General features: G+C 35.0%; 16 protein-coding genes and 1 pseudogene. 13 read left to right on the top strand and 4 right to left on the bottom strand.

The window, feature by feature from the left end:
• The first annotated feature begins 1 nt into the window (after position 1).
• The 8 genes from DFR78_RS04845 (at position 2) to DFR78_RS04810 (ending at position 7902) form a co-directional block, all read left to right on the top strand.
• Positions 2–730 carry a (5-formylfuran-3-yl)methyl phosphate synthase gene (locus DFR78_RS04845; protein WP_114457709.1) on the top strand — a complete coding sequence of 243 codons (729 nt, stop codon included), beginning with the start codon at positions 2–4 and terminating at the stop codon, positions 728–730.
• Positions 717–1763, top strand: coding sequence for a hydantoinase/oxoprolinase family protein (locus DFR78_RS04840; RefSeq protein ID WP_114457708.1), 1047 nt, complete (start codon positions 717–719; stop codon positions 1761–1763). The genes DFR78_RS04845 and DFR78_RS04840 overlap by 14 nt, the downstream gene beginning before the upstream one ends.
• 60 nt (positions 1764–1823) lie before the next feature.
• Positions 1824–2537: a hypothetical protein gene (locus DFR78_RS04835; RefSeq protein WP_114457707.1), complete on the top strand. Its 714-nt coding sequence runs from the start codon at positions 1824–1826 to the stop codon at positions 2535–2537.
• A 143-nt stretch (positions 2538–2680) separates the two neighbouring features.
• Entirely contained in the window at positions 2681–3685 is a 1005-nt protein-coding gene (locus DFR78_RS04830; RefSeq protein ID WP_114457706.1) for an ADP-ribosylglycohydrolase family protein, read from the top strand.
• Positions 3678–4538 carry a dihydropteroate synthase gene (gene folP / locus DFR78_RS04825; RefSeq protein WP_233486983.1) on the top strand — a complete coding sequence of 287 codons (861 nt, stop codon included), beginning with the start codon at positions 3678–3680 and terminating at the stop codon, positions 4536–4538. The genes DFR78_RS04830 and folP overlap by 8 nt, the downstream gene beginning before the upstream one ends.
• Positions 4528–4911 (top strand): dihydroneopterin aldolase, encoded by a 384-nt coding sequence (gene folB, locus DFR78_RS04820; RefSeq protein WP_114457705.1) that lies wholly within the window; start codon positions 4528–4530, stop codon positions 4909–4911. The genes folP and folB overlap by 11 nt, the downstream gene beginning before the upstream one ends.
• Positions 4912–5086: 175 nt before the next feature.
• A complete protein-coding gene (gene folK, locus DFR78_RS04815; protein WP_114457785.1) occupies positions 5087–5587 on the top strand; it encodes a 2-amino-4-hydroxy-6-hydroxymethyldihydropteridine diphosphokinase in 501 nt (166 codons plus the stop codon).
• Between the two features lie 314 nt (positions 5588–5901).
• On the top strand, positions 5902–7902 hold the full coding sequence (locus DFR78_RS04810; protein WP_114457704.1) for an FAD-dependent oxidoreductase: 2001 nt from the start codon (positions 5902–5904) through the stop codon (positions 7900–7902).
• 451 nt (positions 7903–8353) lie between these two features.
• Here DFR78_RS04810 and DFR78_RS04805 read toward each other — a convergent pair whose 3' ends face one another.
• The 4 genes from DFR78_RS04805 to DFR78_RS04790 form a co-directional block, all read right to left on the bottom strand.
• Positions 8354–9430, bottom strand: a complete 1077-nt coding sequence (locus tag DFR78_RS04805; RefSeq protein WP_114457703.1) for an ATP-grasp domain-containing protein — start codon at positions 9428–9430, stop codon at positions 8354–8356.
• Between the two features lie 65 nt (positions 9431–9495).
• Positions 9496–10317, bottom strand: a complete 822-nt coding sequence (locus tag DFR78_RS04800; RefSeq protein WP_233486982.1) for an ABC transporter permease — start codon at positions 10315–10317, stop codon at positions 9496–9498.
• Positions 10318–10322: 5 nt separating this feature from the next.
• The gene (locus DFR78_RS04795) at positions 10323–11060 is read right to left on the bottom strand and encodes an ABC transporter ATP-binding protein (protein ID WP_114457702.1); all 738 of its coding nucleotides are present in this window, start codon (positions 11058–11060) and stop codon (positions 10323–10325) included.
• On the bottom strand, positions 11060–11965 hold the full coding sequence (locus DFR78_RS04790; protein ID WP_114457701.1) for an ABC transporter substrate-binding protein: 906 nt from the start codon (positions 11963–11965) through the stop codon (positions 11060–11062). Before DFR78_RS04790 ends, DFR78_RS04795 begins: the two co-directional genes overlap by 1 nt.
• Positions 11966–12484: 519 nt before the next feature.
• On the opposite strand from DFR78_RS04790, the gene DFR78_RS04785 reads away from it, so the two are divergent.
• The 5 genes and pseudogenes from DFR78_RS04785 to DFR78_RS04765 form a co-directional block, all read left to right on the top strand.
• Complete coding sequence (locus tag DFR78_RS04785; RefSeq protein ID WP_114457700.1) at positions 12485–14245, top strand: murein L,D-transpeptidase; 1761 nt, start codon at positions 12485–12487, stop codon at positions 14243–14245.
• A 20-nt stretch (positions 14246–14265) separates the two neighbouring features.
• The gene (locus tag DFR78_RS04780) at positions 14266–15225 is read left to right on the top strand and encodes a D-Ala-D-Ala carboxypeptidase family metallohydrolase (RefSeq protein ID WP_114457699.1); all 960 of its coding nucleotides are present in this window, start codon (positions 14266–14268) and stop codon (positions 15223–15225) included.
• Between the two features lie 108 nt (positions 15226–15333).
• Positions 15334–16830 (top strand): long-chain fatty acid--CoA ligase, encoded by a 1497-nt coding sequence (locus tag DFR78_RS04775; protein WP_114457698.1) that lies wholly within the window; start codon positions 15334–15336, stop codon positions 16828–16830.
• A gap of 64 nt (positions 16831–16894) precedes the next feature.
• Positions 16895–17542 carry a protein-L-isoaspartate(D-aspartate) O-methyltransferase gene (locus tag DFR78_RS04770; protein WP_199505551.1) on the top strand — a complete coding sequence of 216 codons (648 nt, stop codon included), beginning with the start codon at positions 16895–16897 and terminating at the stop codon, positions 17540–17542.
• 198 nt (positions 17543–17740) lie between these two features.
• A pseudogene (locus DFR78_RS04765) lies at positions 17741–18070 on the top strand (sodium:proline symporter); the annotation flags it as partial.
• Between the last annotated feature and the right edge of the window lie 63 nt (positions 18071–18133).

The raw sequence follows: 18133 nt of genomic DNA, 5'->3' as shown, positions 1-18133 counted from the left end.
ATTGAAGCTTTTAATAAGTGTTAAAGATTACAGAGAAGCGCTAAAAATAAAAGACAGCAGATTTAATATACTTGATATTAAAAATCCTGCGGAAGGTTCACTCGGTGCTAATTTTCCTCAGCAAATAAATAAAATTCGCCGCCTGTACAGTGGTTTTCCGATCAGTGCAGCTGGTGGAGATATGCCGAATCTGCCTGGCCTTGCTTCTCTTGTCTCATATGGACTTGCAAACTGCAGGGTTGATTATATAAAAATAGGTTTATATGGTCCCAAAGAGACGGAAGAAGCCGTTTATCTGCTGCAGAATGTAAAGTCTGCTGTTAGAGAATCAGGATACAGCCCTAATATTATAGCTGTCAGCTATGCTGATTATGCAGAAAACAATACATTAAATCCGCTGTTCCTGCCTGAGATAGCTGCCAAAGCAGATATTGATGGGGTTATGATAGATACCCTTAATAAAAGTGGAAAAAATCTATTTGATTTTATGGAAGTGGATGAGTTAAAAAAATTTGTCAGCTCTTCTGCAGAGTCTGGTTTACTAAATGCACTGGCCGGCTCTTTAAAAGCAGAAGATATCGATTTATTGATGGAGATAGGTGCTGATATAATTGGATTTAGAGGTGCGGTGTGCAGGAAAAATAACAGGCTGAGTGAAATAAGCCCGGAAAAAATTGACAGCCTCTACAAATTGATTAATAGAAAGAGCAGAGATAATGTGCGGACTTAAAGTAATAGGCTGGGATATTGGTGGAGCAAATATTAAGGCAACCAGAATTGTTTATACATCAGAATCTAAGTTAGGCTGTGTAAGAGAAATTAAATCACTATCTCGATATTTTCCCATGTGGAATAAAAGTTTATCTCCTGTCAAAATGATCAGAGAAATAGCAGATCAGCTGGGTGATGCTGACTATTTTGCTGTGGTAATGACTGCAGAGCTGGCGGACAGATTTTTTAGCAAAAGAGAGGGAATAGAATATGTAATATCACTTTTTGTGGATAATTTTCCGCAGAAAAAGTTATATTTTTTTAATCATTCTGCTGAATTAAAAAAAGCAGGTGAAATTACAGATATAAGCAAACTTGCAGCCGCCAACTGGGCTGTGTCGGCAAAGTTTTTGAGTTATTTTGTAGAAAATTTTGTTCTTTTTGATCTGGGGAGTACTACTACTGATCTTGTGCCTGTCATGAGGAGGAGGCTGGCCCTGGAAGCCAGAACAGATACAGAAAGATTATATATGGGAGAATTAATATATCTGGGACTTTTACGCACCAGTCTGGCTGATATTGTAGATAAGATTCCCTATAGAGGGAAATTTATTCCTGTAATGAGGGAATATTTTGCTTCTACAGCCGATGTTCATCTTCTGACAGATATTATCAGCAGTGAGGAATATCTTATTCCATCTGCAGATGGAAGACCCGGAGACAAAAAATCGGCCAGGAACAGAATTGCAAAATTGATCGGAAGTGATATGGATATTTCTGCTGCTGAAGAGATAGATCTGGCAGCAGAATATATTTTAAATAGAGAACTTTATCTTATTAAAGAAAATATTTATCAGATATATTCTCAGATTGATCCAAAATTCAATATACCCTTGCTTTTAAATAGAGGCGCAGAAAAATTATATCCCTATCTAAATGATCTCAAAGCTGACAGTAAAAAGATTTGCAAAGAAGTTCCATTTATAAAAAACAATATTTTGACCACATCAGCAGCAGCTTTTATACTGGCAGATAATATTATTAGCGGCTAGTAGATAATTCTAGAATTTTAATAATAATTTAAAACAGTACTTTAAAAAGCAGGTGAAACAGTGAAAAAAACAAACAATATTAAAGTAATAAAAATAGGGGGCAGCTTTTTTTCATCTGATATCTTTAACAGTCTAAAAAAAATTTTAAAAGATATTTCAGCACTTGATATAAAAGGATTAGTATTTACTGTAGGTGGTGGAAAATCTGCTGATTTGATAAGAGAATTTGACAGAAAATATGATTTAAATGACAGTAGTGCTCATTTTGCTGCCATATCAGCTGTGGAAATAAATGCATATATGTTGAGCAGTTTTTTAAATGATTATACATTTTTAAATGCTGCTGATGGCGATTTTAATAAAACAGGAGACGGAGAATTTAATAAAAGCAAAATAGAGAAAAATAAAATAAGTATATTTTTGCCGTCAGCTTACTATAGAAAATATGATCCACTTCCACACAGCTGGGACGTAAGTTCAGACAGTATTGCTCTTGAGCTGGCAGACAGAGCATGTGCAGAAGAACTGATATTATTAAAAGCAAGAGATCCACTTTTTCTTAAAGAAGCCGGGATTAGAGGAAATGACAGCAAAACTAAAAAAATATATTATCAGGCTGCAGAATCACTCAGAGAAGAGGGATTAATAGATAATTATTTTCCTACTTTATTTTATAAAACTAACATAAAAACCACTATTATCAATGGAAGTTACAGTGAACGGACAGTCGAATATTTAAAGGGTGAAAATCCAATTTTAACAAGAATTACTTGAATTCATTAAAACAATCTCTAAATTTAATTCAACTCCTGTACTGGACAGGAATTTAATTTGTTAGATATGCTGTGCTGAAGAAATACTTAATCTGTTCAATATACTGGATGAGTGAATGTTAAATATGCTGAGGAGGGCTGTTTTTGGATATATATGAGAGGATTTATTCTTCACTAATGGGTACGGCTGTTGGTGATGCGCTGGGAATGCCTTTTGAAATGATGTCCGGAAAAGAAATTAAGTTAATTCATAAGCAGATTAATGATTTTTATGATATTCCTGAAAAAAATTTTCTGAAAAGAGATTTATCCAGAGCTCAGGTTACAGATGATACTTTTTTGACTTTTCATCTGGCCGATTACCTGCTTAAAAATAATGGGAAAATGGATAAAGATGATTATATTTTAGATTTTGCCAGATACATAAAGACCAACAAACTTATAGAAAGATCACTTATAGGACCCAGTACTAGTAATATAGTTAAAAAGCTTTTAAAGGGAGAAAAACTTCTGCTGTCTGACAGAACAGGTACAACATCCGGACTTGTAATGAAAATTTCACCTGTAGGTCTGATTTTTCCGCCTGCTAAAAAGAGTCTTATGCTGCAGATAATAGAACAGACAGCCTACTATTCTCATTATACAGATACAGCCATTACTGCAGCATGTGGAGCAGCAGCTGCAGTATCAGAAGCGGCAGCAGGCAGCTGTCTGGATAAAATTATATCAGAATCTATTGATATGATGGAAAAAGGAGAAAAATTGGGAATAAAAACATACCAGCCTTCTGTTTCTGCACGCACAAAACATATTTTAAAATTCAGCAGGTCTGCTTTTTCTAGAGAAGAAGTGCTCATTTTTATTTCTGAAGTTATTGGTACAGGAATCAGTGCTGCTGATGTTTTTCCTGCCGCTCTGGTAATATTCAAATTATATGCTGATGATGGTTATCAGGCTTTAAAAAAAGCAGCTTCTATTGGTGGAGATACAGATACAATTGCTTCAATAACCGGTTCAATTTTGGGAGCTTATAAGGGATATTTGTCTTTTCCCAAAAAATGGGAAAAAGATATTTTGCAGATAAATAATTTGGAAATACAAAAAACTGCAGAAAAAATTACAGTTTTAAGGAGTGATTTTAGTGGATAATAAAAAAATAATCAAAACAAATAGAGGAGAGCTTGATTACAGCAGAAAAACACTTATTATGGGTATTTTAAATATAACTCCTGATTCTTTTTCTGATGGTGGAAAATATAATGAAATTGATAGAGCAGTTCAGCGGGCAGTCGAAATGGAAAAACAGGGTGCAGATATTATTGACATGGGGGCAGAGTCTACAAGACCTGGATCAGACAGGGTTTCTCTAGAGGAAGAAAAAAAGCGGCTGCTGCCAGTTTTGAAAGAAGTACTGGCAGCAGTATCTGTACCAATTTCTATAGATACTTATAAGAGTGGAACAGCAGCAGCGGCACTTGAGATGGGAGCTTCGATAATAAACGATATAAGTGGGATGAGATTTGACAGGAAAATGCCAGAAACCGCAGCATATTATGATGCTCCAGTTGTCTTAATGCATATTCAGGGTAAACCGAAAACGATGCAGGAAAATCCTGAATATAGAAACCTTATTTTTGAAATAAAGAAATATCTCTGGACCAGCATAGAAGCTGTCAGAAAAGCAGGTGTCAGGGATGAAAAAATAATTATTGACCCAGGAATTGGATTTGGGAAAAAACAGCAGCACAATCTTCAGATTTTAAACAGGCTTAAAAGCTTTGAGGAGCTGAATTACCCAATTTTGATAGGTACATCCCGCAAATCTTTAATTAAATATGTGACTAAAGACGAAAAATTTGGCAGGATTTTTGGTACGGCTGCTTCTGTGACCACTGCTGTGCTCAATGGGGCCAGCATTGTCCGGGTTCATGATGTAGAAGAAATAAAACGGGCTACAGTTATGGCAGATGCGGTAAAATGGGAGGGAAATAATGAACAGTAAAGATGAAATATCATTAAATGAGATGATTTTTTATGGATATCATGGAGCACTTAAAGAAGAGGAAAAAATGGGCCAGCGTTTTACAGTCAATTTTACAGGTTATCTGAATCTTGAAGCTGCAGCTAGAGAAGATAATCTTGAAAAATCAGTTCATTATGGTGATATCTTTAGAATGATTAAAGAAGTAGTAGAAAATGAGCGTTTTGATCTTATAGAAGCACTTGGATTGAGGATTATAGAAAAACTATTTTCGGAATTTAATAGACTGGATTCAGTTAAGATAGAAATAAAAAAACCATCAGCACCTATTGAAGGTATACTTAAAGATGCCTCTATAGTATTAAAAAGACAGAGATCAAATTTTGAAAAATAATAATTTTTAATATATTAATAAGATATGGTAAAAACGCTAATGACTGGAATATTAACAATAAAATTGATGATGATAAAATAATCAGCTATAAAATTATTAATGATGGACGTTAAAGTTGATCGGCAGGATAATAGGAAGAGTAATATGTTTTGGAGTAGAAAAAGGAAGTGATAATTTGAAAACAATATATTTGGGTTTGGGATCAAATATTGATCCGCGCAAATCCTATTTAAAAAAAGCTGTTTTAGAGATAAACAGGCTGCCGCAAACAAAAGTAACTAAAAAATCTTCTATTTATGAAACAAAAGCAGTTGGTTATAAAGACCAGGACGACTTTTTAAATGCAGTAATTAAATTAGAAAGCAGGCTTTCTCCAGAAAATTTGCTCAAAAAGCTGCTGAAAATAGAAAAAAAGCTGGGAAGAATAAGGACAAAAAAATGGGGTCCGAGAACAATAGATATAGATATTCTTCTCTATGGGGATAAAAAATATAAAAGTGAAAATCTTAAAATACCTCATTCACGAATGACAGAAAGAGCATTTGTGCTTATACCTCTGGCTGAAATTGCAGATCCTAAAAATTTAATAATTGATAAATTGTCTTTAGAATATTATATAAAAAATCTTGATTATGATAGTGGAGATATTTCAAAATACTGCAAATTTACAGATTAATTTACTATATCCTGCAGCAATTTGGAACACCAGCACATCCTGTGTGTCGAAATCATGAGGCAGGAGGATTCTTTGATTAAGGAATTCTATTTCCTACCATAGTTGGAGTTTTAGATGAATCTAAAAATTTAATTTATGACGAAATCTATTTTTTTATAATTTTAAAAATTAAATTGCGTAATTTTCGTAAATATTTTGACAATTATTATCTATCAAGATATAATGTGAATAAATAAACAAATTAATCAATAGATTATTTGTTTAAAAGTTCACATTTTAGGAGATACTTTAACAGAGAAGGAGGAATAATTTTTATGTCTAGGAATAATTTATTCACACCGATTAGTATTGGAAATGTAAAAATTAAAAACCGGACAGCTATGGCACCTATGGGGGCATTTGGTCTTGTTGATTCTGAAGGATGTTTTACTCAAAGAGGAATTGATTATTATGTCGAAAGGGCTAAGGGCGATGTTGGGTTAATAATAACAAGTCTTACTAAAGTAGAAAATGAACTTGATAAAATTAAAACCGGACTTATCCCATGTATTTCACAAAACCCTGCAAAATTTGGGATGACTTCGGCAGAATTAGTTGAAAGATGTAATTCATACGGGACAAAAGTATTTTTGCAATTATCACTGGGATTTGGAAGAAGTGGGGCTCCTGCAATTTTAGATGCACCACCTGTTTCAGCTTCAGCTATTCCTAACTATTGGGATCCTGAAACAACCTGTAGAGAATTGACTACAGAAGAAGTTGAAACATTAGTTGAAAAAACAGGTGAAGCTGCTGCCATTGCTAAACATGCAGGTTATGATGGAGTAGAAATTCATGCTATGCATGAAGGGTATTTGCTTGATCAATTTACTCTGTCGATTTTTAATAGAAGAACAGATAAATACGGTGGAGATTTAAGAGGAAGATTAAGACTGCCGATTGAAATAGTTCAGGAAATCAAGAAAAAAGCTGGTCAGGATTTTCCGGTAGTATTACGATATAGTATAAAAAGCTGTATTAAAGACTGGAGGCAGGGTGGTCTTCCAGGTGAAGATTACCAGGAAAAAGGACGTACTGTTGAAGAAGGGTTGAAAGCTGCTAAAATATTACAGGAAGCAGGATATGATGCTTTTGATGCTGATGCAGGGACATATGATGCTTGGTATTGGGCCCATCCACCACTATATCAAAGTGACGGATGTTACCTAGAATTTAGTGAACAATTAAAAGAAGTAGTAAATGTACCTGTTATTGTTGCTGGTAAAATGGGTAATCCTGAAGTAGCTGGAAAAGCTCTTGATAATGATCAGGCAGATATTATAGGTCTTGGAAGACCATTATTGACTGATCCTGAATGGCCGAAAAAAGTAATGAATAATGATGAAGAAAGTATACGTCCCTGTATTGGATGTCATGTAGGGTGTTTGGGAAGAGGATTTGACGGCAAACCCCTTTGCTGTGCGGTAAATCCAGCTGTTGGCAGAGAAAGATATTATAAGATAGAACCTACTACTTCACCTAAGAAAATAATGATTATTGGTGGTGGAGTAGCAGGAATGGAGGCAGCCAGAATAGCTCATTTGCGCGGACACAATGTAACTCTTTATGAAAAAAGTGAAGAACTAGGAGGAAATATTATACCAGGAGCCATTCCTGATTTTAAATATGAAGACAAAAGGCTGTTAGAATGGTATAAACATGAAATAAACAAACTTGATATTGATGTTGTATTAAACAGTGAAGTTACTGAAGAGTTAATAAATGAGGAAGATCCAGAAGCTATAATTGTTGCCACAGGTTCTGAAGTAGCAAAACTAGATGTACCTGGTATAGAAAAAGAACATGTGTTAACTGCTGTAGAATTATTAAATGATGTGGAAAAAGCAGGTCAGAATGTTGTTATGATTGGTGGTGGGCTGGTAGGCTGTGAAACTGCTCTATATCTTGCTCGAAAAGGAAAAAATGTAACTGTAGTAGAAATGATGGATGATATTCTAAGCAAGGGAAAACCTGTGCCGCATATGAATAGAGAAATGTTAATTGATTTAATGAATTATTATAATATAGAAGTCATGACCAATAATTGTTTATTAGAAGTTACTGATGAAGGAGCTGTACTAATAAACAATCACTATAATAAAACATCTATCAAAGCTGATACAATTGGAATTGCAAGTGGATTTAATTCTGAGCAGGATTTATATGAAAAACTATATGCTGCCAGATCAGATGTTTATATGGTTGGAGATGCCCAGGAGCCATCAAATATTATGGATGCTATTTGGAGTGCAAATGAAGTGGCATTAAATATATAAAAATATTAACAAGAAAATAATTTATATTCCTTTTTATTAATTAAGGAGAAAGGAAATAGCTATTCCCCAACTTTTTGCAACGAACACAGCATAAGTTCTGTATAGGCTGCTGGTTATTCTCCAGCAGCCTTTTTTTGTGTTTTCCTGACATAAATATTTTCAAATCACTGAAAATCCGATTTGGGGAGTTAATAATGCCAACCGCTCGCTGAAGAAATAACATCAATTTTTATATAAGCATATTATGAAATTCGCTTATATAAAAAGTTAGGAGTTTTCCCAAAATTTATTTTCAAGCTGCAAAAAGGGGGCTTTAGTCATCAACGAAATTTTTAGATTTATCTAAAACTCAATTCGGGTGTGAAATAGGGCACACTAATCAATGAGTCTTCCTGACTCATGATTAGCTCACTCCATCCTGCAGTTCAACCCTATTTCTTCCTTCATTTCGTTAAGATTCATTGACTAAAAATTTCAATATTCCTGCATCTCCCTTTTTTGCAGCAGTATATAAAAAATGGGGAAAGTCCAGATAAAAAGTATATTGACCTTTAGAAGATATGTCGGCAGGAAGTCTGTTCATCAGGACAGAATTTATTATTGATCTGCCCAGTGGAATTTTTTGATTTAAGCCTATAATTGAACTGGTGATTCTTGGATTAATTTCAAGCAGATAATATTTTCCCTCACTATAGATAAAATCGATGCCAAAATAGCCCGTAAGAGAGGGGAAAGCTTTTTTAACCTCTGCTGTCATTTTTTTTAGCTGTTCCTGGTAGGGAAAGGGATAATCTATAATACCTCCCAGATATTTATAATTTTTCTGATCAATAATCTGCTTATTTATGCTTAAAATTTCAAACTTATTTTCAGCTGTTAAAACAGAAATACTGCCCGGAATTCCAGTTATTACCTGCTGCAGCAGGTAATTTTTCTGTCTATCGAGATTGTCCAGATCTTGCTTCTTATTTATAAATTCCAGTTCAGAACCTGCACTGTGGACAGCTTTGGCCAGAGCAGGAAAAGTCAGATTGTTAATCTTAAAACCGTTTTTTGTTTTTAAGCTATTTATCAAAAAAGTGGGAGGCTGCCTGACTGCTCTGTTTTTAAGAGAATTATAAACTGTCCATTTATTTCCTGCCGTAGAAACAGTATCAGAGCTGGATCCGAGATTAATTATACCTTTATTTTCCAGCAGTCTGCTGAGTTTGTACAGTATATTATCGGATTCTGGAGCAGTAAGCAGAAAAAAATCGTATTCATCAGAAATATTCTTGTCTAAATACGAAAAATAATCCACGTCCTTTTTTATATCAGCTTTTTTAAATCTTATATTTTCATCTTTATATCTTTCCGGAAAAAAGTGAAAAAAATCGCTGTTTATATAAGTTGTTATTTCTGCACCTTCAATATCTGCAAAAGAGTGGAGGAGGGTATTCAGCATTTTTATTCCCTCACTGTAAAAAGATATTTTTTGGTTTAAAAGTCCGCCTCTGCTGATGAAGTATTCCAAAATTAATATTTTCATCAATTTACCTCCAAATTTTTATATTTATTCTATAAAACAGTTTTTTTCAAGAAAGTTGAAGCAATTTAGCTCACTTTTACCCAGGCACACAATTTTGCGTCAATAATATCTACAATTTTAAATAAAGCCAGTCCGAGCAGGCTGAGGGCCAGAATACCGCTGAACATAGCAGTATAATTGACAGTAGACCAGCTGTTCATAATAAAATATCCTATTCCATATGTAGTGGCAAAATTTTCGGCAAAAAAGAGGACAGCAATACTGGTACCGACGCTGATTCTCAGTGAGGTCAGTATTTCCGGAAGTACAGCAGGGATAATAAGGTGTCTATATATCTGCTTTTTATTCATTCCCAGTGACCGGACAGAATAAAAAAGTTCTTTTCCCAGACCTTTAACTGCATCTCTGGTTGTAACAATAATTTGAAAGATGATAATCAACGTAATAAGAACTACTTTCGGCAAATCTCCAAGCCCCATCAGTATCATCAGCACAGGTAGAAAGGCAACTTTTGGAATGGGATATAAAATATAAATTACCGGACTTAATACTTCATCCACTTTTTTGTTCATGCCCAGGGCCAGACCAATTGAAACACCGAGCAGAAGAGAGATAGATACAGCTGTTGTGATGCGGATTAGACTTCTTATTAAATGGATAAATATTACTTCAGGGAACAGTTCGATAAAGTTGAGCAGAACTCGGTGTGGTGCTGGAATAACAGGTGAATCAATAAGATAATAAAAGCCATACCAGAAAAGAAAAATCATAAAAGTTCCGTAAGCAGTATTCAGATTTTCTATCAATCTGTAAATTGAATTTTTATCATTATTTTTATTCTTACTATATAATATTTTTTTCTCTTTTTTTTCTTCTTTATTATTCATGAAATTCATTCCTTTTCCAGACTTTTTCTTACTTCCAGACATATTTTATAAAAATCCATCTTATAGCGCAGAGATTCATCTCCAAAATAGGGATTATCCAGAATATCTTTTATCCCAGAATCTTTCATAACTACAATTTTCTGTCCTAAAAATACAGCTTCAGCAATATTGTGGGTAACAATGACCAGTGTAAGTTGATTTTCCTTGTACAGCTTTAATATCAGGTTCTGCAGTTTTTCTTTACTAATTTCGTCAAGTGAAGAAGAAGGCTCATCCATCAAAAGCAGATCAGAACTTAAGGCTAGTGACCTCCCGATAGCAACCCGCTGTTTCTGTCCACCGCTCAACTGTGCGGGATATTTTTGTTCAAGTCCTTCTATATCAAGTTTGTTTAATATTTTATTTACTTTTGTTTCAATAACTTTTGGATCTTCACCTCTAACTTTAAGACCAAGGGCAATATTTTCCTGAACTATTTTCCAGGGCAGAAGACCGTAATTTTGAAGAATAAGTCCGGTCTGTTTGCGAATGCCATTCTGCTTTTCACCAAATATCTCAATACTGCCGCTCTCTTTTTCAAGCAGACCTGCCAGAGCATAAATAAGGGTGGTTTTTCCACAGCCAGAAGGACCTATCACAGCACAGGTGCTGTTTTTTTCTATGGTGAGATTAATATTTTGCAGAGCAAAAAGTTTTTTCTCTTTATCAGTGTAGCTGACTGAGAGATTATTAATCTTAATCACTATTTATTAAACTTCCTTTCAACCATATCTTCATATTTTACATCAATAATTTCATTTTGAACCTTCTCCACCCAGTCAATAATTTCTGACATATATTCCTGGCTCGGCACACGAGAATAATGGTATTCAGGCATCTCTATCATACCTTCTATTTTTGGATTAAGCTCAAGCCTTGCAATCAATACTTTTCTTGCCCAAGCATCATCTTTTTTAATATCTTCTACCGCTTTATTGTAAGCTCTGTGGAACAGTTCAATTTCTTTTTCTTTGTTTTTTAAAGCTGTTTCTGTAAAAATCATTGCTTCAGGCATAAATTCATCTTTATTTTCGTAAAACCTTTTTTTGAGGCCCCTCAGTTCTCCCATTGAAGCCATCGGTTCCGGAATAATTGCCATATCCAGCTGACCTGCAGCGATCATTTCCAGTCTGGCTGGAATAGCTGGAATATATATTTTTTTCAGCTCATACTTATCAGCCAAAAATTTTTCAGAAAGAAAATTGGATACACTTACCTTCATCATACCTATTTCAATTTTATCTTTTTCTTTAAAATCTTTTTTTACAAGAAAGGGAAAACTTCCATCAGTACTGGTAGTTATCTTTATACCAAAACCATTGTTAACATTATTAATAAAGGCGATTAGATCTGTTATAGCACCATCCAGAGCACCACTCTGCAGGGCGGTCTGACGGTTATTTGCATTTCTGTAGATCTGCATATCAACATCTAAACCCAGCTCTGCAAAATACCCCTTTTCTTCAGCTAAAAAAATCGGGGCAGAATCAACAGCAGGCATAAGTCCTATCTTTAGAGAAAGGTCTTCAGCCTCAGCATAGTTTATAGTTGAGCAGCCGATAGTTAAAACTGCAGTTGTTAGTATAAGTAGAGTAATTATTTTTTTCATTTTATCATCCTTCCATAATATTTAAAATGTGATAAATTTAACTTTGTAATATATTATATAACTTTTAAGCACATTTTACAATTTACAAAATTAATAGGAGTTTCCCCAAAATTTATTTTCAAGCTGCAAAAAGGGGGCTTTAGTCATCAACGAAATTTTATCTGACAACAGCTAAACTATTTATTATTGGCAGTTTTTTGTTTTGAATGGATAAAAAATATTGCTGGCTGCCCTTAAAATATGTAACTTTCGGCTTTTTCTTTTTTATGATAAAATAATTAGTAGTTATAGAAGTTAGACACTAGAAAACCTGACGTACTTGCCCAGTGGAGTGTCAATGTATATCATGATTGCAGTGCGAAAAAAGTCGATTTTTAATATCATGCCAATTTGAGAAGCTTGTTAAGATAGGGATTATATAAGTCAAAAATTATCATTTAATACTTTTTACAGTGAAAGCATATCAGATAAGATAATTAAGTAAATAGAGGTAAAAGATAGATATACAAGGGGGACTCTATGCAGAAATTAGCAGAAAAATATATTTTTGACAGACTCAGCAGGAAAAAGTGCAGTACAGGAGAGAATAGTATAGAAAAACATAGTAGAGAAGAGGACAGCAGGTGGAAGCTTCAAATAATTAAATTAATTTTTATTACAGCAGCAGTGCTGATTATATCTTTCAGCCTGTCAGCTTCTGCTGTTCTTGACACTTCTGTAAAAAATTATCTCTTAAAAGCACCTTCTTTTAGTAAAGGACTGCTGGAAGGAGAAAGCATTAACTACCGGGATAAAATACTATCCTTTTATGAAGATAATGAATATCAATTGATCTGGTTTAGTAATAATATGATAGATAATAATGCATATGACCTTATTGCAGAGGTAAAAAGGAGCCGGGAAGAAGGACTGAACCCAGCTGATTATCATGCTGATTCGCTGACAGCTCTGCTGAAAAAATATAATAGTAAAGAGCCTGAGAAATTTGATGATCTTTATCTGCTGGATATACTGCTTACTGATGCATATTTTACTCTTGCCGGTGACTATCTTTTGGGAAAGATAGATCCGGAAACATTGGAATTTGAAACTCAATTTTATATAGAAAAAAACAATATGGATTTTATGAGCTATTTAAATATGGCTTTAAAAAATAAAAATATAGAGGGCTCTCTCCAGACTCTGCTGCCGGGATTTGAGCAGTACAGTGATTTAAGAGAAAAGCTTAAGGAATTTTGCAGAAAAAAAAGTGTTTCCGAGTGGTCTTATATACCACCTGGAGAACTGCTTGCAGTTGGAGCTTCAGGCAGGAGGGTTGAACTGCTGCGCCAGAATCTGCTTGCACACGGCTACAGTATAGGTGGAGATGCTTCTGACGATTATTTTGATAAAAATTTAGAAAAAGCTCTTATGGAGTTTCAGTCTGATTATGGATTGACCACAGATGGGATTTTGGGCAATAATACTGTTAGAGAGCTTAATATAAACCTTGACGACAGAATAAATCAGATTACAGTAAATTTGGAGAGACTGCGCTGGCTGCCTGACAGCCTTGGTAAAAATTATATTTATGTCAATATTGCTGATTTCAGCCTTGATGTTGTGGAAAACAGCAAAAAGGTTATGGAGATGAAGGTTATAGTCGGGAATGATCAGAGGAGCACACCTGTTTTCAGTGACAGGATTAGATATGTTGTGCTGAATCCTTACTGGACTGTTCCCAAAACAATAGCTGTCGAGGACAAACTTCCTCTGATAAAAAAAGATATATCATATCTAGCGGAAAATAACTACCGACTTTTTAAATACAGAGAAGGCTCACTGGTAGAGGTTGATCCGGCAGATATTGAATGGAAAAATATAGATAAAGATAATTTTAATTTTATTATAAGACAGGATCCCGGTGATAACAATGCACTGGGGAGGGTAAAATTTCTTTTTCCCAACAAATTTAGTGTTTATCTTCATGACACACCCAACAGAGGGCTGTTTGATCACAGTGAGAGGAGCTTCAGTTCAGGCTGTATTCGTATCGAGAAGCCGCTGGAGCTGGCCCAATATTTGCTGAGAGATAATCCGGAGTGGACTAAAGAAAAGATAGACAAAGAGCTGCAGAAAAATAAAGAAAAATATATAACTTTAAGCAGTCCCTTTACCATTCACCTTCAGTATTCTACAGCCTGGGTTGGAGAAGAAGGGAAAATAAATTTTAGAAAAGATATCTATGGAAGAGATGCAAAATTAAAGGAATCATTTTTTAAAAAAGAGCGATTAAACTAAGACATAAGGAGACCACTTTGATGAAAATAAGAAAAACAGCAGTATTAATATTAATAACATCAGCATTTTTAATCACTACAGCAGCTCCACTGCAGGCTTTTTCTCTTCAAAAAGCAGATTTTGCAGTAAATTATAAAAATCATAGAATACCTTTTAAAGAATTCAGCCTTTTTGTTATACCTGGAGAAACTATAGAACTTACAGCAGCAGAAGAATTCCAAAATAGCAGTTATGAGCTGCTCTATGATTCAGGTCAGCTGATCAAAAAAGGAAAATACAGCTTCAGGTGGAAGGCACCAGAAGAGGTAGGACTCTATGAACTGGAGCTGAGAAGAAGCAGTGCTTCTAACAACTGTAAGATAAACTTTAAAGTTTTTGTCCTTTATCCCTATCAGAATGAAAAGGGAAGTTTTATTAATAATTATCGGATAGGTAATTATCCATCGATTCCACAAAAAATGAGGCAGTATTATCAAACGCCAAGCGGTTTTGTCGAGATCATGCCATCTATACTGGATGTAAAAGTAAGCCCACATTTTAAATTGGGACAGTTTATCTGCAGTCAGAAAGGTGATTACCCTAAATATCTTGTTTTAAAAGAAGATATACTGATTAAGCTGGAATATTTTTTAATAGAAATAAATCAGAAAGGTATCAAAGCAGATACCTTTAACATAATGAGTGGATACAGGACACCCTTTTACAACAGCTCACTGGGTAACTCTGAGCACAGCCGTCATATTTTTGGAGATGCAGTCGATATTTTTATAGATCAAAATCAGAATGGAGTTATGGATGATTTAAATGGTGATGGAAGAATTGATATTAGAGATGCAGATGTTCTGTACAGTATTTTTATTTCCCTAGAAAATAAAGAATTTTACAGACCACTTATTGGAGGAATTGCAAAATACAGGGCAAACGGAATCCGCGGCCCATTTATTCATTTAGACAGTAGAGGCTTTAAAGCAAGGTGGTAATTACATCTGACGTTTTCCTAATATTGTTTGATTAAAATTAAATTACAGAGCAGCTGAGTAGAGCGGAGAAAATCAATTTGTTTTATTTAATTTAAAGGAGGCAAAAAAGTGTTAGTAGGAGATGTTTTAAATAAAGTTGCAGCAGAAAAAGGTGATAAGACAGCGGCTTTTTTTGCTAATGATACGATAAGTTATAAAGAACTAAATATCAGATCAAACAAACTGGCCCATGGGCTGATAGATCTGGGTATAGAGCCAGAAAATATGGTTAGTATAATGCTGCCCAACAGTCTGGAATTTTTGACAGCCTATTTTGGTGTTATAAAATCTGGAGCCACAATGGTTCCAATAAATATAATGTTTAAAGTTCCTGCAGTCGAATATATTCTTAATAATTCTGAAGCTAAAGCAGTAATAACAAGCAGAGGCTTTTTGCCCCTGCTGAAAAAATGTGAGCTTGATTATCTGGAGAATATTATACTGGTTGATGAAAAGGAAGAGGAAACAATCCATATTGATGAATTTGCTGATAAATCAGATAAGCTGCCGGAATTGCAAAATGTAGATGAACAGTCAGTGGCAGCCTGTCTTTATACTTCTGGAACTACTGGTGATCCTAAAGGTGCAATGCTGACACACCATAATTTAATTTATGATACAGAGGCTACGATAGAACATCTGCATGTAGATGATACCGGCAGATATATATGTGTTTTGCCTATGTTCCACGCTTTTGCAGAAACTGTGTGTATGCTGATGCCTATATTTTTAGGGGCAGATATAGTTATTGCCGAAAAGTTTCTCCCCGAAAAGGTGCTGCGTACAATTCAGGAGAAAAATGTAACATTTTTTACTGGTGTCCCCACCATGTATACAGCTTTATTAAATGTAAAAAACAGAGATCAGTATAATCTCTCACATCTAAAGTTATGTCTTTCTGGTGGAGCAGCCATGCCTCAGCAGATTATGAAAGAGTTTGAAGAGACATTTAATGTAACAATAATTGAAGGTAATGGACCAACAGAAACTTCACCTGTTGCCTACGCCAATCCACCAAAAGGTATCAGAAAACCCACTTCTGTTGGACTGCCTATTCCTGGAACAGCAGTAAAGATAGTAGATAAAGATGATAATGAACTGCCCAGAGGAGAAATTGGAGAAATAGCTGTTAAGGGTGATAATGTTATGAAGGGATATTTTAAAAATCCTGAAGCAACTAAAAAAGCATTGAGAGGTGGCTGGTTCCACACTGGAGATCTCGGGAAAATGGATGAAGACGGCTATATCTATATAGTTGACAGGAAAAAAGATATGATTAATGTTGGGGGTATGAACGTGTATCCGCGTGAAATAGAAGAACAGCTCTACAAACATCCTAAAATACTGGAAGCAGCAGTTGTAGCAGCAAAGGATGAGCTCAGAGGTGAAATACCAAAAGCTGTGATTGTGCTGAAAGAAGGAGAAACTGCTACTGAAAGAGAAATAAGAACATACTGTATGGAGTATTTTGCAAATTATAAAATACCCAAATTGGTGGACTTTGTGGATGAACTGCCCAAAGGAACTACTGGAAAGATTGACAAAAAAGTGCTTAGAGATTTATAACTAGCTGACTGCAGACCGGGCAGTATTTTATTAGTGCTGCCTTAAAAAACTGGAGGGATTACTTGTGACAGCTGATTACAAAAAAATGAGAGAAGAAATGGTAAAAAAACAGCTTGTTCCAAGGGGAATTAATGATAAAAATGTACTTGATGCGATGAGAACTGTACCCCGCGAAAAATTTGTGCTGGGAAAATACAAAAATAGGGCTTATGCAGATAGTGCACTTCCGATTGATTTCGGGCAGACAATTAGCCAGCCCTATATTGCTGCAGCCATGATTCAGTTAATTAAACCCAAAAAGGAAGATAAAATACTGGAAATCGGTACAGGTTCCGGATATGCAGCTGCAGTTCTGGCCCAGATAGCTGCTGAAGTCTATACTGTAGAAAGAATAGCTGAGCTTGCTAAAAAAGCAGAAAAAAGATTTAAAGATCTCGAATACAGCAATATTATGGTTAAAACTGCTGATGGGACTCTGGGCTGGGAAAAATACAGTCCTTTTGACAAAATTTTAGTTTCTGCGGCAGCTCCATCAGTACCGGAAAAGTTGAAAAAACAGCTTGCTGATGGAGGTTTAATGGTTGTTCCTGTTGGCGAAAAAGGTGGTATACAGCAGCTGATGTTGATAGAAAGAAAGTCGGCAGAGAAGTTCAGCTGCAGGGAACTTGATTATGTAAGATTTGTGCCTTTGATTGGAGAAAATGGATACTAATGAATTATTATATATTGAAGCAGCAGTTCTGCCAGATTTAAATCTCTGATTGAAAAAATGTATACAGCTGCAGAAACTTTATTTAGCAATAATTTTTTGGTATAGTATATATAATTACTATAATTAATTTAAGAAGATAGGAGTGGAGGAATATTGTCAGCAACTTATACATCATTTTCTGTTTATCTGATTTTTTTAATGGGAATTGGAGTTTATTTTTATAATAAAACAGCCAGTCTTGAGGATTATCTTATTGGAGGAAGAGCTATGGGAAGCTGGGTAACAGCCCTTTCAGCTCAGGCAAGTGATATGAGTGGATGGCTTCTTATGGGGCTCCCCGGTGCAGTATATTTAGGTGGATTAAGCCAGTCCTGGATAGCAATTGGTCTTTTTATCGGCACATTTTTGAACTGGAAATATGTTGCCAGCCGCCTGCGTGTATATACAGAAGTGACAGATTCTATGACACTCCCATCTTTTTTCGAGGACCGCTTTCGTGATAGAAGTTATAGTCTGCTAGCAAACCTCGTGGGCTTGCCCCGAGAAAATAGCAGACGGTTTTGAATTTCAATTATTATGTTTAGCTAATAA

It is taken from the genome of Halanaerobium sp. MA284_MarDTE_T2, from assembly GCF_003337245.1.
Classification (GTDB): Bacteria; Bacillota; Halanaerobiia; order Halanaerobiales; family Halanaerobiaceae; genus QPJE01.
The sequence above is the reverse complement of the archived record's forward strand: the minus strand, read 5'-3'. Positions and strand labels throughout refer to the sequence as shown.